Annotated in this window: 16 protein-coding genes and 1 pseudogene; 9 read left to right on the top strand and 8 right to left on the bottom strand. The window is 46.1% G+C overall.

All coding sequences use genetic code 11. The features are described 5' to 3' along the window. Positions 1–39: 39 nt before the first annotated feature. Complete coding sequence (locus ACN0W5_RS17130) at positions 40–249, top strand: cold-shock protein (RefSeq protein ID WP_047765275.1); 210 nt, start codon at positions 40–42, stop codon at positions 247–249. A 302-nt stretch (positions 250–551) separates the two neighbouring features. On the opposite strand, the gene ACN0W5_RS17125 is transcribed toward ACN0W5_RS17130, so the two are convergent. From ACN0W5_RS17125 to ACN0W5_RS17115, 3 genes are all read right to left on the bottom strand, one after another. Next, entirely contained in the window at positions 552–2,180 is a 1,629-nt protein-coding gene (locus ACN0W5_RS17125) for a thiamine pyrophosphate-binding protein (RefSeq protein ID WP_417455300.1), read from the bottom strand. 59 nt (positions 2,181–2,239) lie between these two features. After that, positions 2,240–3,448, bottom strand: a complete 1,209-nt coding sequence (locus ACN0W5_RS17120) for a CaiB/BaiF CoA transferase family protein (protein ID WP_417455354.1) — start codon at positions 3,446–3,448, stop codon at positions 2,240–2,242. Positions 3,449–3,531: 83 nt separating this feature from the next. Continuing rightward, positions 3,532–4,719 carry an acyl-CoA dehydrogenase gene (locus ACN0W5_RS17115; RefSeq protein ID WP_417455299.1) on the bottom strand — a complete coding sequence of 396 codons (1,188 nt, stop codon included), beginning with the start codon at positions 4,717–4,719 and terminating at the stop codon, positions 3,532–3,534. A 319-nt stretch (positions 4,720–5,038) separates the two neighbouring features. On the opposite strand from ACN0W5_RS17115, the gene gcvA reads away from it, so the two are divergent. Beyond that, positions 5,039–5,944: a transcriptional regulator GcvA gene (gene gcvA / locus ACN0W5_RS17110; protein WP_417455298.1), complete on the top strand. Its 906-nt coding sequence runs from the start codon at positions 5,039–5,041 to the stop codon at positions 5,942–5,944. Between the two features lie 216 nt (positions 5,945–6,160). On the opposite strand, the gene ACN0W5_RS17105 is transcribed toward gcvA, so the two are convergent. Both ACN0W5_RS17105 and ACN0W5_RS17100 read right to left on the bottom strand, forming a co-directional pair. Continuing rightward, on the bottom strand, positions 6,161–6,382 hold the full coding sequence (locus ACN0W5_RS17105; RefSeq protein ID WP_417432906.1) for a hypothetical protein: 222 nt from the start codon (positions 6,380–6,382) through the stop codon (positions 6,161–6,163). Positions 6,383–6,712: 330 nt separating this feature from the next. Next, positions 6,713–6,835 (bottom strand): annotated as a pseudogene (locus ACN0W5_RS17100) (IS30 family transposase); the annotation flags it as partial. Positions 6,836–7,119: 284 nt separating this feature from the next. On the opposite strand from ACN0W5_RS17100, the gene ACN0W5_RS17095 reads away from it, so the two are divergent. Then, positions 7,120–7,380, top strand: coding sequence for a hypothetical protein (locus ACN0W5_RS17095; RefSeq protein WP_417455297.1), 261 nt, complete (start codon positions 7,120–7,122; stop codon positions 7,378–7,380). Between the two features lie 177 nt (positions 7,381–7,557). On the opposite strand, the gene ACN0W5_RS17090 is transcribed toward ACN0W5_RS17095, so the two are convergent. After that, positions 7,558–8,070 carry a HEPN domain-containing protein gene (locus tag ACN0W5_RS17090; protein WP_417455296.1) on the bottom strand — a complete coding sequence of 171 codons (513 nt, stop codon included), beginning with the start codon at positions 8,068–8,070 and terminating at the stop codon, positions 7,558–7,560. Positions 8,071–8,389: 319 nt separating this feature from the next. On the opposite strand from ACN0W5_RS17090, the gene ACN0W5_RS17085 reads away from it, so the two are divergent. Beyond that, entirely contained in the window at positions 8,390–9,730 is a 1,341-nt protein-coding gene (locus tag ACN0W5_RS17085) for an NAD(P)/FAD-dependent oxidoreductase (RefSeq protein WP_417455295.1), read from the top strand. A 36-nt stretch (positions 9,731–9,766) separates the two neighbouring features. Next, on the top strand, positions 9,767–11,047 hold the full coding sequence (locus ACN0W5_RS17080; protein WP_417455294.1) for an NAD(P)/FAD-dependent oxidoreductase: 1,281 nt from the start codon (positions 9,767–9,769) through the stop codon (positions 11,045–11,047). A 7-nt stretch (positions 11,048–11,054) separates the two neighbouring features. Here the strand turns inward: ACN0W5_RS17080 and ACN0W5_RS17075 are convergent, their stop codons facing one another. Then, positions 11,055–11,813, bottom strand: a complete 759-nt coding sequence (locus ACN0W5_RS17075) for a DeoR/GlpR family DNA-binding transcription regulator (protein WP_417455293.1) — start codon at positions 11,811–11,813, stop codon at positions 11,055–11,057. A gap of 138 nt (positions 11,814–11,951) precedes the next feature. Next, a complete protein-coding gene (locus ACN0W5_RS17070) occupies positions 11,952–14,411 on the bottom strand; it encodes a DUF3772 domain-containing protein (RefSeq protein WP_417455292.1) in 2,460 nt (819 codons plus the stop codon). Positions 14,412–14,774: 363 nt separating this feature from the next. Between ACN0W5_RS17070 and ACN0W5_RS17065 the strand changes: the two genes are divergently transcribed. From ACN0W5_RS17065 to ugpC, 4 genes are all read left to right on the top strand, one after another. Then, positions 14,775–16,079 carry an extracellular solute-binding protein gene (locus ACN0W5_RS17065; RefSeq protein WP_417455291.1) on the top strand — a complete coding sequence of 435 codons (1,305 nt, stop codon included), beginning with the start codon at positions 14,775–14,777 and terminating at the stop codon, positions 16,077–16,079. Positions 16,080–16,166: 87 nt separating this feature from the next. Continuing rightward, on the top strand, positions 16,167–17,045 hold the full coding sequence (locus tag ACN0W5_RS17060; protein WP_417455290.1) for an ABC transporter permease subunit: 879 nt from the start codon (positions 16,167–16,169) through the stop codon (positions 17,043–17,045). A gap of 11 nt (positions 17,046–17,056) precedes the next feature. After that, positions 17,057–17,911 carry an ABC transporter permease subunit gene (locus ACN0W5_RS17055; RefSeq protein ID WP_417455289.1) on the top strand — a complete coding sequence of 285 codons (855 nt, stop codon included), beginning with the start codon at positions 17,057–17,059 and terminating at the stop codon, positions 17,909–17,911. Beyond that, entirely contained in the window at positions 17,911–18,987 is a 1,077-nt protein-coding gene (ugpC, locus tag ACN0W5_RS17050) for a sn-glycerol-3-phosphate ABC transporter ATP-binding protein UgpC (protein ID WP_417455288.1), read from the top strand. Before ACN0W5_RS17055 ends, ugpC begins: the two co-directional genes overlap by 1 nt. Positions 18,988–18,993: the final 6 nt, after the last annotated feature.

The following is an 18,993-nucleotide window of genomic DNA, read 5'->3' as shown; positions in this document are numbered from 1 at the left end:
TTGGCTGTCACACAAGTTAAGTAATTAGGAGTCTCTTTAATGGCGACTGGCGTAGTAAAATGGTTTAACTCCACTAAAGGTTTTGGCTTTATCGAGCCTGATGCTGGTGGGGATGATGCTTTCGTTCACATTTCTGCTGTAGAACGTGCAGGCCTACAAGGTTTGAACGAAGGCCAACGTGTTGAGTTCGAACTAGAACGCGGCCGTAACGGCAAAATGGCTGTCTCATCAATCGCGGTTGCTGAGTAAGTCATTTAACAATCATTAATTTGATTGTTGTGCAAAAGATTAAAGGGCACCGACTAGGTGCCCTTTTTTCTTGCCTGATTTTTGACTTTTATGATTTTCCGTAAAAACAAGATCTATACAAATCCAGTCATAAAATCTAAAGAATCCAATAAAAGTGGGTAATAAAAATCACAGCCCCAAATTATTAGGGATTCGCCACTTTTAGAAATTCTCTATTTAAGAGATTCGAGGCTTCTATAGAATCTCCGCCTTTATAGATGCTCTATTTTAGAAATCTTATTTAGGGCTTCTGGATCAACGCCCTACTCCCACACATTAGGCACCTTCATATGAATAAGGGCTGGTTTGCCACTACTCCTAGCCAGTTCAAAGGCTTCGGGAAACTGATCGGCATTATCAACAGTAACACCAAACCCGCCATAAGCCCGCGCCAGAGCTGCGAAATCAGGGTTATTCAAACGGGTTGAGATAACGCGATCAGGGTATTCACGCTCTTGATGCATACGAATTGTTCCAAAGCATCCGTTATCAACAACAATAATAATGACATTGGCACCATACTGAACAGCTGTTGCAATTTCTTGCCCGTTCATCATAAAGCAGCCGTCCCCGGCCAATGTCACAACAACTCTCTCGGGTTCCGTAATTTTAGCGCTAATACCAGCCGGAACACCATACCCCATGGCACCTGAAGTCGGGGCCAACTGACTTGGATAGGATGAAAACTGATAAAAACGCTGTCCCCAAATCGTATAGTTCCCCGCACCATTCGTAATGATGGCATCCTCGGGTAAATTTTCCCTCAGATAGCTACTGATTTTGTGCATCGGGAAGTCTTTGATACCAGCTTCTTCAGCAATAAATGCCTCATACTCAGCGCGTGCCTCAGCAACCGTTGCCTTCCAAACTGGCGTACCAATCGTTTCCAACGCTAAAGCGGCTTTGGTAAAGGCCGTCAAATCACTCAAAATCGCCAACTCTGCATTAAACACGCGATTGAGTTCCTCTGCGCCGGGCAAAACATGCACAAGCTTTTGCTTGGTATTTGGACTATCCAGCAAGCTATATCCGCTGGTTGTCATTTCCCCCAGACGCGGACCAACAACGATAAGAAGATCACTTTCCTTTACCCGCGTAGCAAGCTTGGGGTTGGGTGCAATGCCAACCTCGCCAATATATTGAGCGTGATGGTTATCAAAGGCATCTTGCCTGCGGAAAGCACAGGCAACGGGCAGATGATTTTTTTCAGCAAAGGCCGTTATATTCTGGCTGGCTTCTTTTGACCAACCGCCGCCGCCAATAAGCAACAAAGGTTTCTGCGCTTCACTCAACAGTGTCCTGAAATCAGCCATATCTTCGGGGCGTGGCGCAGATGCGACCTTTTTATAGGCTGGGGTATCTACAACGGTTGCAAGTTCGGTCAACATATCTTCGGGCAACGCCAATACCACAGGCCCCGGTCTTCCTGATGTTGCGGTATGGAAAGCACGATTAAGATATTCCGGAATGCGATCAGCGGTTTCAATCTGAGCGACCCATTTCGCCATTTCACCAAACATGCGGCGATAATCAATTTCCTGAAAAGCTTCCCGATCTTGCTGATCCCGCGCCACCTGTCCAATAAACAAGATCATCGGCGTGGAATCCTGATACGCGGTATGAACACCGATAGAGGCATTGGTTGCCCCCGGCCCTCGCGTTACAAAACAGATCCCCGGCGTTCCTTTCAGCTTGCCATAGGCTTCGGCCATATAGGCCGCGCCACCTTCTTGCCGACAGGTCACAACGTTGATGTCTTTTGTTAAATCATAAAGACCGTCCAGAACAGCCAGATAACTTTCGCCCGGCACACAGAACACCGTATCGACACCATGTGCTTGCAGGCCCTGAGCCAGAATTTCCCCGCCTGAACGTTCTTTTAGATTTACCATCAATTTTTCCTGTCCAACTTTTTGATTTTATTTTGTTAATTCGCCTTTAGACCACTTGATTATGCAATCGCCCCAATGCGCCGCAGCTTTTCAATGTCATCCTTTTCCGTACCAAGAATATCACTGAGCACTTCGTCTGTATGTTGCCCTAACATCGGCGGCGGGAGTTCAGCGCCAGATTTTGCCTGTCCATATTTGATCGGCGTAGAAACCAATTGCTGCTGCGCACCGTCCGGATGCCTATATTCCTTGAGAATGCCGCGCTGCTGAATGTGCGGATTGGTAAAAACCTGAGAAAGGTCATTAATCGGTCCACAGGGCACCTTCACGGTTTCAAGCGCTGAAATCCAATGTTCTGTTGATTTTCCCCTCAAAATCTCCTGCACAAAAGGAACAAGCTGCTCTCTGTTTTCAACTCTTGCTGTGTTTGTCTGGTACTTAGGGTTTTCTGCAAGCTCTGCACACCCTGCAATATCACAAAAAGCTTCGAACTGACGGTCATTCCCAACGGCCAAAATCATATAACCGTCCGACGTTTCAAAAACTTCGTAGGGGGAAATATTAGGGTGCGCGTTCCCTCTGCGGTGCGGTACCTTGCCCGAAACCAGATAGTTCGTAGCCTGATTGGCAAGCATCGCGGCCTGACAATCCATCAAAGCAATATCGATATGATCGCCACGCCCGGTTCGTTCCCGCTTAAACAATGCCGCAAGAATACCCGTAACTCCGTACATCCCGCTAAACAAATCAACAACGGCAACGCCGACTTTCATCGGTTGACGGTCAGCTTCGCCTGTAATGCTCATCAAGCCGCCCATGCCCTGTATCATCAGGTCATAGCCCGCCTTGTCCGCATAAGGACCTTCCTGACCAAAACCCGTGATCGAACAGTAAATGAGCTTGGGATTTATCGTTGATAGCGCCTCGTAATCAAGACCAAACTTCTTTAGTCCACCGACCTTAAAGTTTTCAATAACAATATCGCAGTGAAGCGCAAGATCCTGAAGGATTTTCTGCCCTTCCGCCTTGGTCATATCCACAGCCAGAGATCGCTTTCCCCGATTGGCAGACATGTAATAGGCAGATTCTTGCGTATTCTCGCCCGCAGGGGTTTTCACGAAAGGAGGCCCCCAGGCACGGGTATCATCCCCGTAACCCGGGCGCTCTACCTTGATCACATCACATCCCAAATCAGCCAAAGTCTGACCAACCCAGGGACCGGCTAGTACACGTGACAGATCAAGAACCCTAATCCCCTCCAAAGGCATATCTTCAGGGGGCATATCATCTTTCTGACTAACAGATGGCTTTGTCACCGCTTTGAATTCCGATCTTACATAAAGGCCCAAACTTACATAAAGGCTTGTAAACCGGTTTGCGCTCGCCCCAGAATAAGTGCATGCACATCATGGGTGCCTTCGTAAGTGTTTACGGCCTCTAAATTCATCACATGCCGGATGACATGAAACTCATCTGAGACGCCGTTACCGCCATGCATATCACGGGCTGTTCGGGCAATTTCCAGTGATTTGCCACAGGAATTTCGTTTAATCATGGAAATAAGTTCCGGGGCGATCTTGCCTTCGTCAAACAACTGCCCAGCACGCACACAGCCCTGTAATCCCAAAGAGATTTCAGTCTGCATATCCGCGAGCTTCTTCTGTACCAATTGGGTCTGCGCCAGAGGTCGACCAAACTGTTTACGATCCAACGTATATTGACGCGCCGCATGCCAACAGAATTCAGCGGCCCCCAAAGCCCCCCACGCAATGCCGTAACGCGCACGGTTAAGACATCCAAAAGGCCCTTTAAGACCCGTGACTTCCGGGAACATATTTTCTTCTGGCACAAACACATTATCCATAACGATCTCACCTGTTACAGAAGCCCGCAGACTGAACTTGCCCTCGATCTTTGGCGTGGAAAGCCCTTCCATGCCCCGCTCAAGAACAAACCCGCGAATAATGCCTTCGTCATTTTTGGCCCAGACCACCATGACGTCTGCGATGGGTGAGTTCGTAATCCACATCTTCGCGCCTGACAGCTCGTACCCGCCGTCAACTTTGCGCGCACGGGTTTTCATGCCGCCGGGATCGGACCCGGCATCCGGTTCCGTCAAACCGAAACAACCGACATATTCACCCGTCGCCAGTTTTGGTAGGTACTTTTGCTTTTGCTCTTCAGAACCGTATGCGTTGATCGGGTGCATGACCAAAGAAGACTGAACCGACATGGCCGAGCGATAGCCGCTGTCGACACGTTCGATTTCACGGGCAATCAGGCCATAGCTGGTATAGCTAACCCCTGCACAGCCATAGCCTTCGATTGTCGCGCCCAAAAAGCCAAGCTCGCCCATTTCACGCATAATATCGCGGTCAAAGTTCTCGTGGCGGTTTGCCTCTAGAATACGCGGCATCAGCTTATCTTGCGCATAATCGCGCGCGCTGTCCCTAACCATGCGCTCTTCTTCATTCAACTGAACGTCTAACAGGAACGGGTCTTCCCAATCAAATTTTCCAAGTTTAGCAGATGCAGACATGTTCTTCTTTCCGAGCTATGCGTGGCACAGAAGTGCCTCAAGATTTTTAGGCGTCTTAATGTTATAGTTGCTTAACTTAATTCTGGCTCAAGGCGTAAAGAGAGAAATTTAGATTTTACGACATGAACGATGAAACGCCCCACGAAATACTTTGAGAGAAAGAGTTAAGTTAAACAACTAGAATTTATTGTCCCCTGCGAGAACGATAAAGGCCAACGATTATTTTTCCAAACATCATTCATTAAACTCATGACTAACGTATAAAATAATTGTACTGTCGCATGAATAATTTTTTGTTAGATATCTGAGCTTTAATAACGTGATATACCGATACGTCCCTTCCCTCACCGCGCTACGTACTTTTGAATCTTCCGCTAGGCACATGAGCTTTACGAAAGCCGCCGAAGAATTGAACGTGACGCAAAGCGCCGTCAGCCGACAGATCAGACAGTTGGAAGACGAACTGGGCATTCGGCTTTTTGAGCGGGTTCGCCAAAGGCTTGTCCTCACCGAAGCGGGTGCCAGTTATGTTCAGGAAGTCAGGAAAGGTCTTGATCAACTTAAATCAGCAACCCTCAACCTACTAGCCTATCAAGGGGTGGGCGGAGAGCTATTACTGGCGTGCCTGCCCACCTTTGGCAGTCGATGGTTGATCCCCCGTTTGGGCCGCTTTACGTCGCAACACCCGGAAATCAACGTGAACCTTGTCACACGGATCGAAGCTTTTAATTTTGAGAGCGAAGATATTGATGCCGCAATCTATTTTGGCGATAGCAACTGGCCCGGTACGATTTCGGACAAACTCATGGGTGAAGAAATGATCCCGGTCTGTAGCCCGTCCCTGTTAGAAGATGTCGGCCCCATAAAAACACCCGCAGATCTCAGCCACCATACCCTATTGCAACTTCGCTCCAGACCTTACGCCTGGCAAGAATGGCTTAGGGGTAAAGAAACGCAGGATATCAATCCCGCTGCTGGCCCCAAGTTCGAGCAGTTCCACATGATTATCAATGCTGCGCTCACGGGCCTTGGCGTTGCTCTGTTACCCGCATTCCTTATCAAAGAAGAACTAAGCCAAGGCCTTCTGACCCAACTTTTTGATGACAGTATCCGTGGCAAGAATGCTTACTACCTCGTCTATCCCGAAAACAAACGCGGCCTGCCCCGCCTGCAAACCTTCCGCCGATGGCTGTTGCGCGAAGCAGCCCGACAGGAACAGAAATAAGCTTTTGCTCTCTAGATTAGAAAATCAAGGAAAAGCCAGATATACAAAGGCATCGGAACAAGAACCCAAATTAAACTGATGGTCAGGGCTTTGATAAGTAGTTTATCGACTTCTAAAGGCATTTTCTCTCTCCTTTTTTCAGTGTTTCGCCAGTGGATTACCTGCGGATCACCAGTGTTTAAACAGGTCATTACTGACCATAAGTAATTGATACTGTTATGTTGCCAGTCCATACACGTACACGACGGTTCCCGCATACACAGTCGTCAAGCCAACAACGATAGCCCACTTGGCATTGGCAATAAAAAATCGAACCAACGGATCTTTTCTAGGAAAAGCCGCCTTCTCCCCTTCTTTGACAAAACCAGAAATCAACAGGATGTAATTCACAAACCAAAAGGCCGTAAAAAGCTCGGCTGCGAGAACAACATAGGCCATAAGCTTCTCCTTTAATGTGTCTCTACTTCTTAAACATGTATTTTATATACATGTTACAATATTAAACTCAATAACAGATATTGATACCGGTCAAAATGCCGCAGTTTAACCGTTGTTTATTGGATATATCGAAATGAAATAAAAATGCCGAGTTCACCTTAACTACGAATACAATTCTATCCGTAAATTAGGGCATAAGTTCCCACCTCCAAACCGTAAAACATCAAAAAAACGTTTAAAATATGAACACAACAACACTAAAGGTTGTGCACACAATTGATTTATATAATGCTTGATTTGTTATTGGAACGTCTGCTTTCGACTGAGATCTCAACCGGTCGCTGCAACACATTCGTTAAATCTGTCTGCCGGTGTTTCAAATTGCAATGTCTTTCTTGGGCGTTCGTTTAGCTGACGTGCTACTTTGTTGAGATGAACCTGTGAGTGCTGAGAATTATGATTACAAACGGATACAGTTAAATGTGGAGGGAAGTGTGAACTGGAATGATCATCAGACAAAAATCCTAGAAGCAGTCTTGCAATTCATGGAGCACGATAGACATTTACTCCAGATTAGAGCGCATGAGGTTGCTATAACCACTCAGATTGGATGCTATCTCCGATCGATGTATCCAGGGCATAACGTTGACTGCGAGTACAACAGGCACGGTGTAGATTCGAAAAAACACCCTGTAAAGGAAACCTGGATTAGGCCAGACATTTTGGTCCATCGTCGCATGACTGACGATGAAAACACTTTGGTTTTTGAAGCTAAAGTTGGTAGAAATAACAATTTCGATGATGACTTTAGCAAACTGAAAGGCATGACAGATCAGGGCAATGCTTACAGATATGATTTTGGAATTCACATCCACTTTAAGGATCAGTCAAAAGTGGCTTTTAATGTTTTTGAAGATGGAGCTGTAAGTGATAATCACTCCATATTAATAAACAAAGCGTGGACAGCCTATTGCCATGAACGTGGAGTTTCGGACTAATGGACAACAACCCTTCCACTTACGCAGTTAAGCTTTAAGCTCCAAAACTCTTTGTCAGCAGATCATATATCTCGGTCATTCCAGGTGTCCGCTTATGGCACTAAGTGGCCAGAAATTCCCAAACAAAATACACATTTCTGTATAGTATTTTATCGTTATTTTAACCAAGCCCTATTCCTACTGTTCGTGTTTTCGTACTTTGTTCGTTGTTGATACAACAGCTTCAATAAAAGCCAATGCGAACCCCTCGTCATATCTCAAGTTTGATTTTTCGTGGGCATAACGCCACGTTACAAAGGCATCGCTAATTTTATAAATTTGTTGCTCCAATATATCGGTGATTGGCTGCTCATTTTTATCTTCAGGGACGTGCATAGTAAATAATTGCTTATTTTTATCTTCAGAGACGTACCTCCTTGATAATTGCATGGAATAGAAAGAGATACCTTTTTGTACAGCAGGAAAGCTTCTGATTTCTTGCTTAATTCCATCTGGTAATTCTCTGTAAAGCTCCAGAATATTATGCCCCCGTGGTATGTTACCAAGAAGTGTAAAGTGAAGATCTTTAATGTAGAGTTCAACTGCAAACGCCAAGTTTACAACGCTAGGGCTTCCGAACTTATTGTGCTTTTTTAATACTTGATAAGCTTCAAAAAAATCATCTGCCTGATATTTTACTCTCCACGACATCCAAGCCCTCTTTCTCTCTCCAAGGTCGTCCGATTTAGCACACACAGACTAAAACATACACGAAGTTTGAAATCAGACACATGCACTCATTAATTTCATCGTTGTCTAGATTCTATTTTTGTAGCGGCAAAGAAATCGTCGCGCCGTAATTAAGTGGTTTAGAATAAATGATCACAAACCACTACATTGAGTAATCATCTCTCGTAATTACGGATACATGACAGTCATTTTATCTTGACCCAATCAGTTTCCTGACATGGAATACACAAAAACAAAAACGCTCCCCCCTCACCTTCTTTTGTAAAGCTCGTCGCTCGCCATGAAATATCTTTATGATACGCACGCCTTCTCTGCTCAAAATCATGCTCCCAGCTATTGGCGGGATACGGCGCCTGAGTTAGCGGATTTCCCAAACCTGACAGCAGATACCAAGTGCGAAGTGGCTGTTATCGGCAGTGGTTATACGGGCATGATGGCGGCCTATCGCTTGGCGACAAAGTATCAGATTGATGTAAAGGTTTTTGAGGCGGCCCAGCCCGGTTGGGGAGCGTCGGGGCGTAATGGTGGTTTTTGTTGTATGGGGTCGACGAAGCTCAGTTATCAGCAAATGATCCGGCGGTACGGGCTAGAGGCGACACAAGATTTCTTTGCGGCTCAAAAGAAATCTGTGGCCTTTGTGAAGTCTTTTCTGGAGACCCACAACATAGATGCGGATGCCACGGGCAATGGGGAGATTGAGCTGGCGCATAAAGCTAACCGCATGGATGATCTACGACAGGAACAGGAATTCCTCATCAAAACCTTTGGTCACGAAACGCACATTTTATCCCCGGATCAATTAGGGGAAATAGGTCTGTCAGGTGATTTTCATGGCGGTCTGCATAATCCGACCGGATTTGGTCTGCATCCACTCAAATATGCCAGAGGACTTGCCAAACTCTTGCGCGATACGGGCATTGAGATTTTCGGCAACAGCCCTGTGACCAAGTGGGAAAAGCATGTTGACGGGCATCATCTTCACACGCCACAGGGCATCGTAAAAGCCAACCATGTCATCATGGCCACAAATGGCTATACAGCGGAAAACCTGTCCTCTAACGCCGCCGGAAAGTTACTCCCTGCTCTTTCATCCATTTTGGTGACGCGCCCCTTGAGTGAGCAAGAACAACAGGATCAGGGTTGGACCAACACAACAACAGTCTATGACAGCCGTATTTTGCTGCATTATTTCCGACTGCTACCTGACGGGCGGTTCCTTTTCGGCGGACGCGGCGGCACGGATAGTTCTGCCAAAGGGGAAAAGCTGGCAGAAAAGCGCGTTCGGGAAGATTTTGAAGCGCTCTTCCCAGCATGGTCCCATATAGAGCACACTCACTTTTGGCAGGGGTTTATTTGCCTCGCAAATGACCTCGTTCCCTATATCGGCCCGATCAACAAAGATAAAACGGCGTGGGCTTCACTGGCGTATCACGGGAACGGCGTGGCTATGTCCGGCTGGGCGGGAAGTGCTTTGGCTGATGAGATCGCCGGGGACAGAGCACATAGTAAGCTCCCCGCCGTCTTTACAAAGCGGTTTAATAAATTCCCTTTGCCAGCCCTGCGCTTGCAATATTTAAAAGCAGCCTATGCCTTCTATCAAATCAAAGACGAGTGGCTTTAGCTGTCATCCCTTAAAACCAAGAAAATAAGCAACACCATGACCTATCCTGATACCTACTACAGCCGGACAGCGGTTGAACATGCAACCTATCCCACTCTGACACAAAATCTGGAAACAGATGTTTGTATCGTCGGTGGTGGCTTGGCTGGCCTAAGCTGTGCACTGGAACTTCTGGGCAGAGGAAAGTCCGTCACGATCCTAGAGGCCAACCGTGTTGCGTGGGGTGCTTCAGGGCGTAATGGCGGGTTTGTATCACCAGGTTTTGCGGGCGGTAAAGCCATTGTCGAAAAACGGCTGGGCATTGATAAGGCACGCGAGGTTTTTGCCTTGTCACTGGAAGGCGTCAATATGGTTCGGGACAATATCGCCACCCTAAAGCTGGACGGAGTTAACCCGAGCCCCGGCATGCTGTCTGTCATACGCTACAACGATCCCGATGGCATGAAAAAGCACTGCGATTATATGGCAGAACAATATGACTATCCGCTGGACTATCTATCCCGCGATGACCTACAGGAAAAATTCAAGACCACACGGTACTATCAAGGCAACTTTGACAAGGGGGCGTTTCATTTTCATCCGCTGAACTATTGTCTGGGGATCGCGCAAGAGATCACGAACAAAGGCGGTCAAATATTCGAAAATACCGAAGCTGTTGAAATGAACCTCGACACGCCTGTTAAAGAAATAAAAACGGCAAGCGGCACCATCAAAGCAAAAGACGTTGTTCTTTGTGGTGGCGGCTATTCCGGTAGTGTGTTTGATCGCCTTCGTCGTGCGTTACTGCCCATTGCAACCTATGTTGTTGTCACGGAAAAGCTGGGGGCGCGTGTCCATGATCTGGTCAAGACCAGTGCCGCCATTTTGGATGATCGTCAGGCATCAGATTATTATCGCATCATTGACGAAGACCGTTTGCTTTGGGGGGGCAGGATCACGACACGAACAAGTCAACCCAAGCGTTTGGCGCACCTGTTGAAACAGGATATCACAAACGTTTATCCCGAACTGGCAGATGTAAAGATCGATATGGCTTGGACTGGGTTAATGGCCTACGCCCGCCACAAGATGCCCTATATCGGTGAATTAAAACCCGGTGTTTGGTCCTGCACCGCTTTTGGCGGACACGGGATGAACTCGGCCCCTATTGGCGGACGCCTTGTTGCCGAGGGCATAGCCAAAGTGTCTGACCGCCATAAGATTTTCAAAGCGTTTGATTTGGAATGGAACGGCGGTATTTTTGGCCCCTTGGCAGCGCAGAGTGTTTATTGGGGCATGAGAATATCTGACAGATGGCGCGAAGCTACATCACGCTAACCTAGATTTAGGTCGCGATTAAAGTTTCCACTCCGGCTTCCTCAAGCGCATCCCGCAACTCTTGGGGCGGTTCTCTGTCGGTCACCAAAAGATCCATGTCACTCAGATCGGAAATATGGACAATGCCTTTGCGTTCGAACTTGGTGTGGTCAACGGCAACGATTACACGTTCAGATCGTTCCATAACGGCATTGCAAAATTCTTTTTCACTCAGACGAAAATCCATCAAACCAGTGGGGCTAACCGCCCCAATCGCAAACACAGCTGTCTTAACCTGAAATGTCTTGATAAAGTCAATTGCCGTGGGGCCGACAGAGGCAGCATCATCAGTACGTAACAGGCCGCCCGCCATATACACTTCGTTACCTTCGCCACTAACCAATGTACGGGAAATTTCGGCAGAGTTCGTCAAAATCACCAAATCGCTGTGATCACATAATGCTCTGGCAACATAGTTCGTCGTTGATCCCGGATGCAAAAAGACCGTTTCGCCATCTTCAATTATACGGGAAACCGCCGTCGCAATCTTGACCTTCGCGTCCATATTTTCTTGCATACGCATATGGAACGGCGGTTCTTTGACATCATCCGGCATCGTTACCTTGCCGTGGGTTTTAATCACAAGTCCCTTGGCAACCATTGGCTTGATATCACGCCTGATTGTTTCTTCCGAAACCGAAAGAGACATCGCGATTTCAGATATGGCACAGGTGCCCTTTAACCGAATTGCCCGTAAAATTTCTTGCTGTCGAGACGAAGCAGACATAATAACCCCAAAAGATAAATCGAATACCTTTATGCCGTTACAATCGCTTCATTTCAAGAAATAACCACTAATAACCACAAAAATCCCAAATTTTTGTGTATTCACCTAAAGGTCACTCATATTATTTTTGATATCAATTTAATCCGACGGCAACTTCTTAGATCCAGAACCTTTTTCCATATCTTCAAAACCTTGATCGGAAACGTCTATAGATTTTGAAACACCAGAAACTTGCTTGATATAAACATCCTGTTGTGGAAATGGGATTTCAATACCTTCATTTTGAAAGGCTTTACGGATAGAAAACCTGAGATCACTGGCGATGCTCATTTTATTTTCTATGTCTTTCAGAAAACACCTGAGTTCGAAATCCAACGAGCTTGCGCCAAAATCCATGAACAGAACGTAAGGTTCAGGACGAGAGAGAACCCCCGGATGCTCTGTCGCAATCTTGGTTAAAATATCCCTGACCTTCTCTTCATCAGAATCATATGAAACCCCGACCCGTACTTCCAATCGCCCAAGTTTACTTTTGTGGGTCCAATTCTTCATTGTCCCGGAAATAAGATCAGAGTTCGGGATAATAACGGATGCACGATCAAAGGTTTCTATTTCGGTTGCCCGAACTTTGATCTTTTTCACATGCCCCTCTTCATTGCCAACCACAACCCAGTCACCCTGTTTAATCGGGCGTTCAAAAATCAAGATCAAGCCAGAGACAAAGTTGTTTACAATCGACTGTAAACCGAAACCGATACCAACAGAAAGAGCACCCGCAACAATCGCTATGTTAGAAAGGTCAAGCCCCGCAGCAGAAACCCCGATTAAAACGGCAAGCCCCAAACCTGCATACCCGACAGATGCTTTGATGGCGTTTCGCACCCCGGCATCAAGCTTTGTCTTTGGCAAAAGCCGTTCATCAAGAACATTGGCGAACACTTTGGTCAGGGCCAACATGCCGATAAAGAGAAAACCTGCGACCGCGATATCAATAAATGATATTCTGACCTCACCGATTTTAAAGCCCGTCAGCCCTGTCTGAATAATCCCGAACAGTCTCTGCCCACTCATCCCCCAAATCAGCAGGGTTCCAATTACCCCGAGCACAACCAGCCCACAGCCAACACAAAGAACAATCCAAAACCCCAGACGATCAGCCCCATCATCATCTAGCGACAATATGTTCCGAAGACTACGCCCAATATCGGCCTTTCCGGAAAGTTCGTAATGGGCGACCTCGTGAACAATCACATGAGCCAGTAACAACAGCAAGAATAGCTCTAGCGTCGCAACCAAATTAAAAACAGCAAAGTGTGCCATGGGAATAAAGCCGATAAAGGCTGCGGCGATCATGACGGACATAAAAGCAACGATTGTCACCCGGAACCGTGACCATAGCCTTGAAACACGGCTAATCTCTTCGGGGACCTCTCCCACAAGATTCCAGAGGCTTTTTCTGTGTAAAAGAATAACAAGCACGGCCATGGTGGTTGCGGTAAAAAATTTCCCCAAGAGATGCTGACTGGCAGATGCATGAACAACGTCATTCAGAACGCGGATTAGAAGATCTACAGAAAAGGTAAAGGCAATGATAATCGCAATAATTCGAACCTGTTGTGCAGCAGGAAGAGCCATATCAAGCACACGCCAGGATGATCGATCTGGAAATAATGTTGCCTTGGTAATTGCCTCGGCAATTGTAACAAACAGCAAACCTAAAATGACAGCTTCTGCCATCTGCTCTATTTCAGGATCAAGAACATTGGTCCACACAAACGTACCTGCCACCAAGGTCAGGAACGTAACTGGGATTAAAGCGCGTTTAAGCGCATTCAAAGACGCTGCAAGGACTCTTTTATGGTAATCAGGATTAATAATATCCGACTGAACACCATAGCGTCTTCGCATCACCCGCAACAAAAGGGACAAGACAAAAGCTGCGGCAAGAACAATCACCCACAGAGGAATAACCTCTTCCCACTCTATTTGTTCGCCAACCGTACTCTGGGCGAGTTCTAGCTGAATAAAAAATGCTTTCCAGTCCGTACCACTTAGCTCAAAAACCTCTCTCCATAATGACCGAGAGACAGGAACCGGGCCCCGACTAAAAACCTCATCAACAAAACGTTGTCTTTCAATCCTGTTGAACCGTCCAACCAGTTCATCGACACGTGGTGAAATCAGCTCTGCCTGCTTAATCTGACTGTTAACAATAGAAAGTTCAGATTCAAGATTTTGCCTGATGATAACAATTTGCTCGGCTTCAGGCGTTTGATTTTGCTCTGGAACAGGTCCCAAGCCCTTCAGCTGTTTGGTTAGTTGATTCTGGATCGGCTGTAACCGGGAAATAAATTCCCGAGATTGCATCCGCACACGATCGAGATCATCTCGAATAGTCTCAAAATCGCCCTGGGAAAGGTCTTTACGCTCTAAATCCTGTGTTCTTTCATAGAGCTCTAGCTCCCACGTTGTCAAAGCCGCATCAAATTTACTACGCAAATCCTCGTTTGCGGAAACAGGCAGCGCCAAAGATATAGATAAAAAGCAGACGTAAAAAATAAACAATGCCTTTTGAGACATTGCATTCAATATTTTCATAAATTTTAATTCTCAAGCTCAGGCAAATTAATCCATGCGGACTATAACACACCTTTACGTAGGAAAGATATCTTAAGAGCAAATTATAATATTGACAGAATACATAACAACAAGACCACTTTAAGCCCCCAAAAGATACCAATTAAGCTGAAGAATATGAGCAAATAACCAAAGAAAATCTGTAAGTAAAAGCCGATTCAACAGATTGAATTCCTAGAAAACCCTAGGATGACGATTTTGTCTTTTATTTGACCAATTTTTGTAGTTATAGTTTCATATGAAGGCTATAAATGGTTCAAATGAACCCGGAACAACGGGTCTGAATTTATTCTTTCGATACTTTACCCACAGGGAGTTATCTCTATGTTAAAACGTACTCTTACGGCCATTGGTGCATTTTCGTGCCTGGCAACAATCAGCGTCGCAAATGCTGCGACTGAAGTTCAATGGTGGCACGCTATGGGCGGCCGTCTGGGCGAAGTTGTTGATGAAATTGCCGTCAAATACAACGAAAGCCAGAGTGAATACAAGCTCGTACCAACTTATAAAGGTGGTTACGAAGACACAATGACGGCTGGTATTGCGGCATTCCGTGCTAAGCAACAGCCACATATCTTACAGATTTTTGATGCCGGTGCTGCAACAATTATCAACGCCAAAGGCGCGACAGTTGCTGTTGCTGACTTAATGGCTGAACATGGTGCAGGTTTCAACAAAGAAGATTACTTGCCAGGTGTGCGTAACTTTTATGCTGATTCCGATGGCAAGATGATCGGCATGCCTTTCAACTCTTCCACACCTTTGCTGTATTATAACAAAGAAGCTTTCAAAAAAGCTGGTATCGCAAACCCACCAAAAACTTGGGAAGAGTTTGAAGCAATTGCACCTAAGTTAAAAGAAGCTGGCTATATTGCCCTTGCACAAAGTCACAGCCCATGGATTTTCACTGAAAATTTCCACAGCCGTCATAACCTTCAGATGGCAACAGCGAACAACGGCTATGATAGTACTGATGTAAAAATCATGTACAACAACCCAGAACTGAAAATGCACTGGGGCAAAGTCAAAGAATGGTTGGATAAAGGCTGGTACGGTTATTATGGCCGCGCATGGGGTGACAACCAGGATGCATTCGTCCAGCAGAAAACAGCTATGTGGCTTGGTTCTTCAGGATCGTTTGGTGGCCTGACAAAGAGTGCTGAATTTGAATTTGGTGGCGCTTTCCTTCCGCATTGGAAATCAATCATTGATGAGCCTAAAGGTACCTTCATCGGTGGTGCTGCTCTTTTCGCCATGTCAGGTCACGACGACGACGAATACAAAGGTGTTGCTGACTTCATGAAGTTCCTGACCAGCCCGGAAATGCAGTATTTCTGGCACAAAGAAACTGGTTATGTTCCGATTACCAATGCAGCTTATGACCTTGCCAAGAAGGATGGTTACTACGAAACAACCCCAGATGCTGAAATCGGTATTCTTCAGCTGAACCAGCCTGGTGGTGACTGGACAAAAGGCTACCGCCTTGGTTACTACGTTCAGATCCGTGAAGTTCTCTACAAACATTTTGATGACATTTTCGCAGGAAAATCATCAGTTGACGATGCTTTCGCTAAAATCGAAGAAGAAAGCAACGATCTGCTAGAGCGCTTTAACGCGACCTATAATTAAGACCTGATTATGAGCGGCGATCGAAATGATCGTCGCTCATAGTTTTACGATGTTTACTATCGACGAATATGGAGCGCGCTTTCTGCTATGAAACGAGTTCAATTTAGCCACAGCCCGATACCCTATCTGTTTATCGCTCCACAAATTATTATCATTTGTATATTTTTTCTGTGGCCCGCTGCTCAGGCCATCTATCAATCATTTCTGCTGGAAGATGCCTTTGGCCTTTCTTCACAGTTTGTTTGGTTCAAAAACTATAAAGATACAATTTTGACTGATGCCTGGCTTCAGTCCGCTGGATTTACGCTGGTTTTTTCTTTTTTGGTAACCTTTCTTTCCCTTGCCCTTGCCATGCTATTGGCTGTAAAGGCGAACGAAGTCATACAGGGTGCACGAACATACAAAACCTTGTTAATGTGGGCCTATGCGATTGCCCCGCCTGTCGCAGGATTGATGGGCAATCTGATGTTTAACCCATTAATCGGTGATCTCTATTATTTCCTCAATGCAATGGGGTGGGATTTCAATCATAAACTTGATTCATTCGATGCCGGTTTTGTTGTTGTGCTCATCGCCGTCTGGAAACAGGTAAGCGTCAACTTTATCTTTTTCCTGTCCGGTCTTCAGGGTATCCCAAAATCTGTCCTCGAAGCCGCGACAATCGACTGTAAAAGCAATCTACGTCGTTTCTGGACCATGACCTTCCCGCTTCTGGCGCCGACAACCTTCTTCCTTGTGGTCATCAACATCACATATGCTTTCTTTGAAACCTTCGGTATCATCGACACCACAACAGGTGGTGCTCCGGGCGGATCAACCAGCACGCTTGTTTACAAAGTTTTCACGGACGGCTTCCGAGGAAACGATCTTGGCGGCTCCTCGGCTCAATCTGTTGTTCTAATGGTTATGGTTCTGGCTCTGACAGTTATCCAGTTCCGTTTCATTGAACGCAAAGTTCATTACTAGGAGGGGTCAGAATGTTGAAACTTAGTTGGCATACGATCTCGGGACACTTGATCCTTATTCTTGGGGCGATTTTCATGACAGCACCTGTTTGGGTTGCTTTTATGTCATCAACCCATTCCGCTGAAACTTTATTCAGAGAAGGCCTTCAGGCATGGCCCGGCGGTCACTTTTTAGAAAATTATAATGAAGTTCTCTTTGTTGAAGGTGGCGTAATGAAACGTGTCACCGCCAGCATGATGCTCTGGAATAGTTTGTTGTTAGGACTTGGTTTTGCCATTGGGAAGGTGGTGATCTCGACCTTGGCAGCTTACGCTATTGTTTATTTCAGATTTAGACTGGCGGCCCCATTGTTCTGGGTCATATTTATGACGCTTCTGCTACCGCTTGAGGTCAGAATTATTCCGTCTTATGAAGTCGTTGCTGGTATGGGCTTGCTGGATACTCACACAGGGTTGATCTTACCGCTTATTGCCTCTGCAACCGGAACATTTTATTTCCGTCAGTTTTATAAATCAGTGCCGGAAGAACTTTTGGAAGCTGCACGTCTGGACGGTGCGAATGCCTGGCAGTTCTTTATCGATATACTGATCCCGATTTCCAAAACAATGATCGCGGCGATCCTGATCATCATGTTTGTGGTGGGTTGGAACCAGTACCTATGGCCACTGATCATGACAACGAATGAAGACAATTATACCTTGGTCATCGGCATCAAGCAGATTTATCAAGTATTGTCAGAGGGCGGCGAGCTGCCCCAATTCCAAAAAGCATATGCCCTGACCATTCTGGCCACCCTGCCCCCGGTAATCGTGGTGCTGGTATTCCAGAGCTGGTTTGTTAAAGGTTTGGTAGAAAGTGAAAAATAATGGCCGAAGTTAAGCTCACCAATGTTAATAAAGTGTACCCAAACGGTGCCCACGCTGTCAGAGGCGTTAACATGGAAATTGCCGACGGTGAATTTATCGTATTCGTTGGCCCAAGTGGTTGTGGTAAATCAACCCTGTTACGCATGGTCGCAGGGTTGGAGACGGTTACCGAAGGTGATCTTCACATTGATGAAAATCGAATCAATGATGTCTCCCCCGCGGAACGTAACGTGGCGATGGTTTTCCAGAACTATGCCCTTTATCCACACATGACCGTTCGCGGAAACATGTCTTACGGTTTGAAGAACCGCGGTGATTCCAAAGAAGAAATCGAACAGAAAGTCATCCAGGCAGCAAAGACACTGCACATAGAAGGCTTCTTGGACAGGCAACCAAACCAGCTTTCCGGTGGTCAACGACAGCGAGTAGCCATGGGCCGCGCGATTGTCAGAAACCCAAAGGTGTTCCTGTTTGATGAACCCTTAAGTAACCTTGATGCCAAACTTCGTGTTCAGATGCGCATTGAGATTAAAAAGCTTCAACGTAAAATGGGTGTCACCAGCATCTACGTTACTCACGACCAAACCGAAGCCATGACACTGGCTGATCGTCTGGCAGTGATTAACAATGGTCAGATAGAGCAAATGGGTAAACCTATCGAGCTTTACAAAGACCCAAAAACCTTGTTTGTCGCCAGCTTTATCGGGTCACCACAGATAAACCTGATGTCAGCACAATATGACGGTAAAATACTTAAATCCGGCACATTGGAAATCGATGGATTTGAGAACCTACCCGTAGCCGAAGAGCTTGTATTGGGACTACGTCCCGAACACCTTCGAATTGATCCCAACGGCAAATTAGTAATGAATATCGACCTCGTAGAACAACACGGGGCAGATAATCTTGTTTACGGTACTCTTGAGGGAGCCAAAAACGAAGATGACGAAGATCTGGAACTTTGTCTGCGCCTTAATCAGGATCAGGAACCATCAATTGGTGAAACAATAACGCTTAGTTATGACCATACGAATGCACTTGTGTTCAGCAAAAAAACAGGCAAGCGATTGATCTAATAGCTA

It is taken from the genome of Kiloniella sp. (genome assembly GCF_048270245.1).
In the GTDB taxonomy this organism is placed as follows: domain Bacteria; phylum Pseudomonadota; class Alphaproteobacteria; order Kiloniellales; family Kiloniellaceae; genus Kiloniella.
This window is presented reverse-complemented; position numbering and strand designations above follow the sequence as displayed.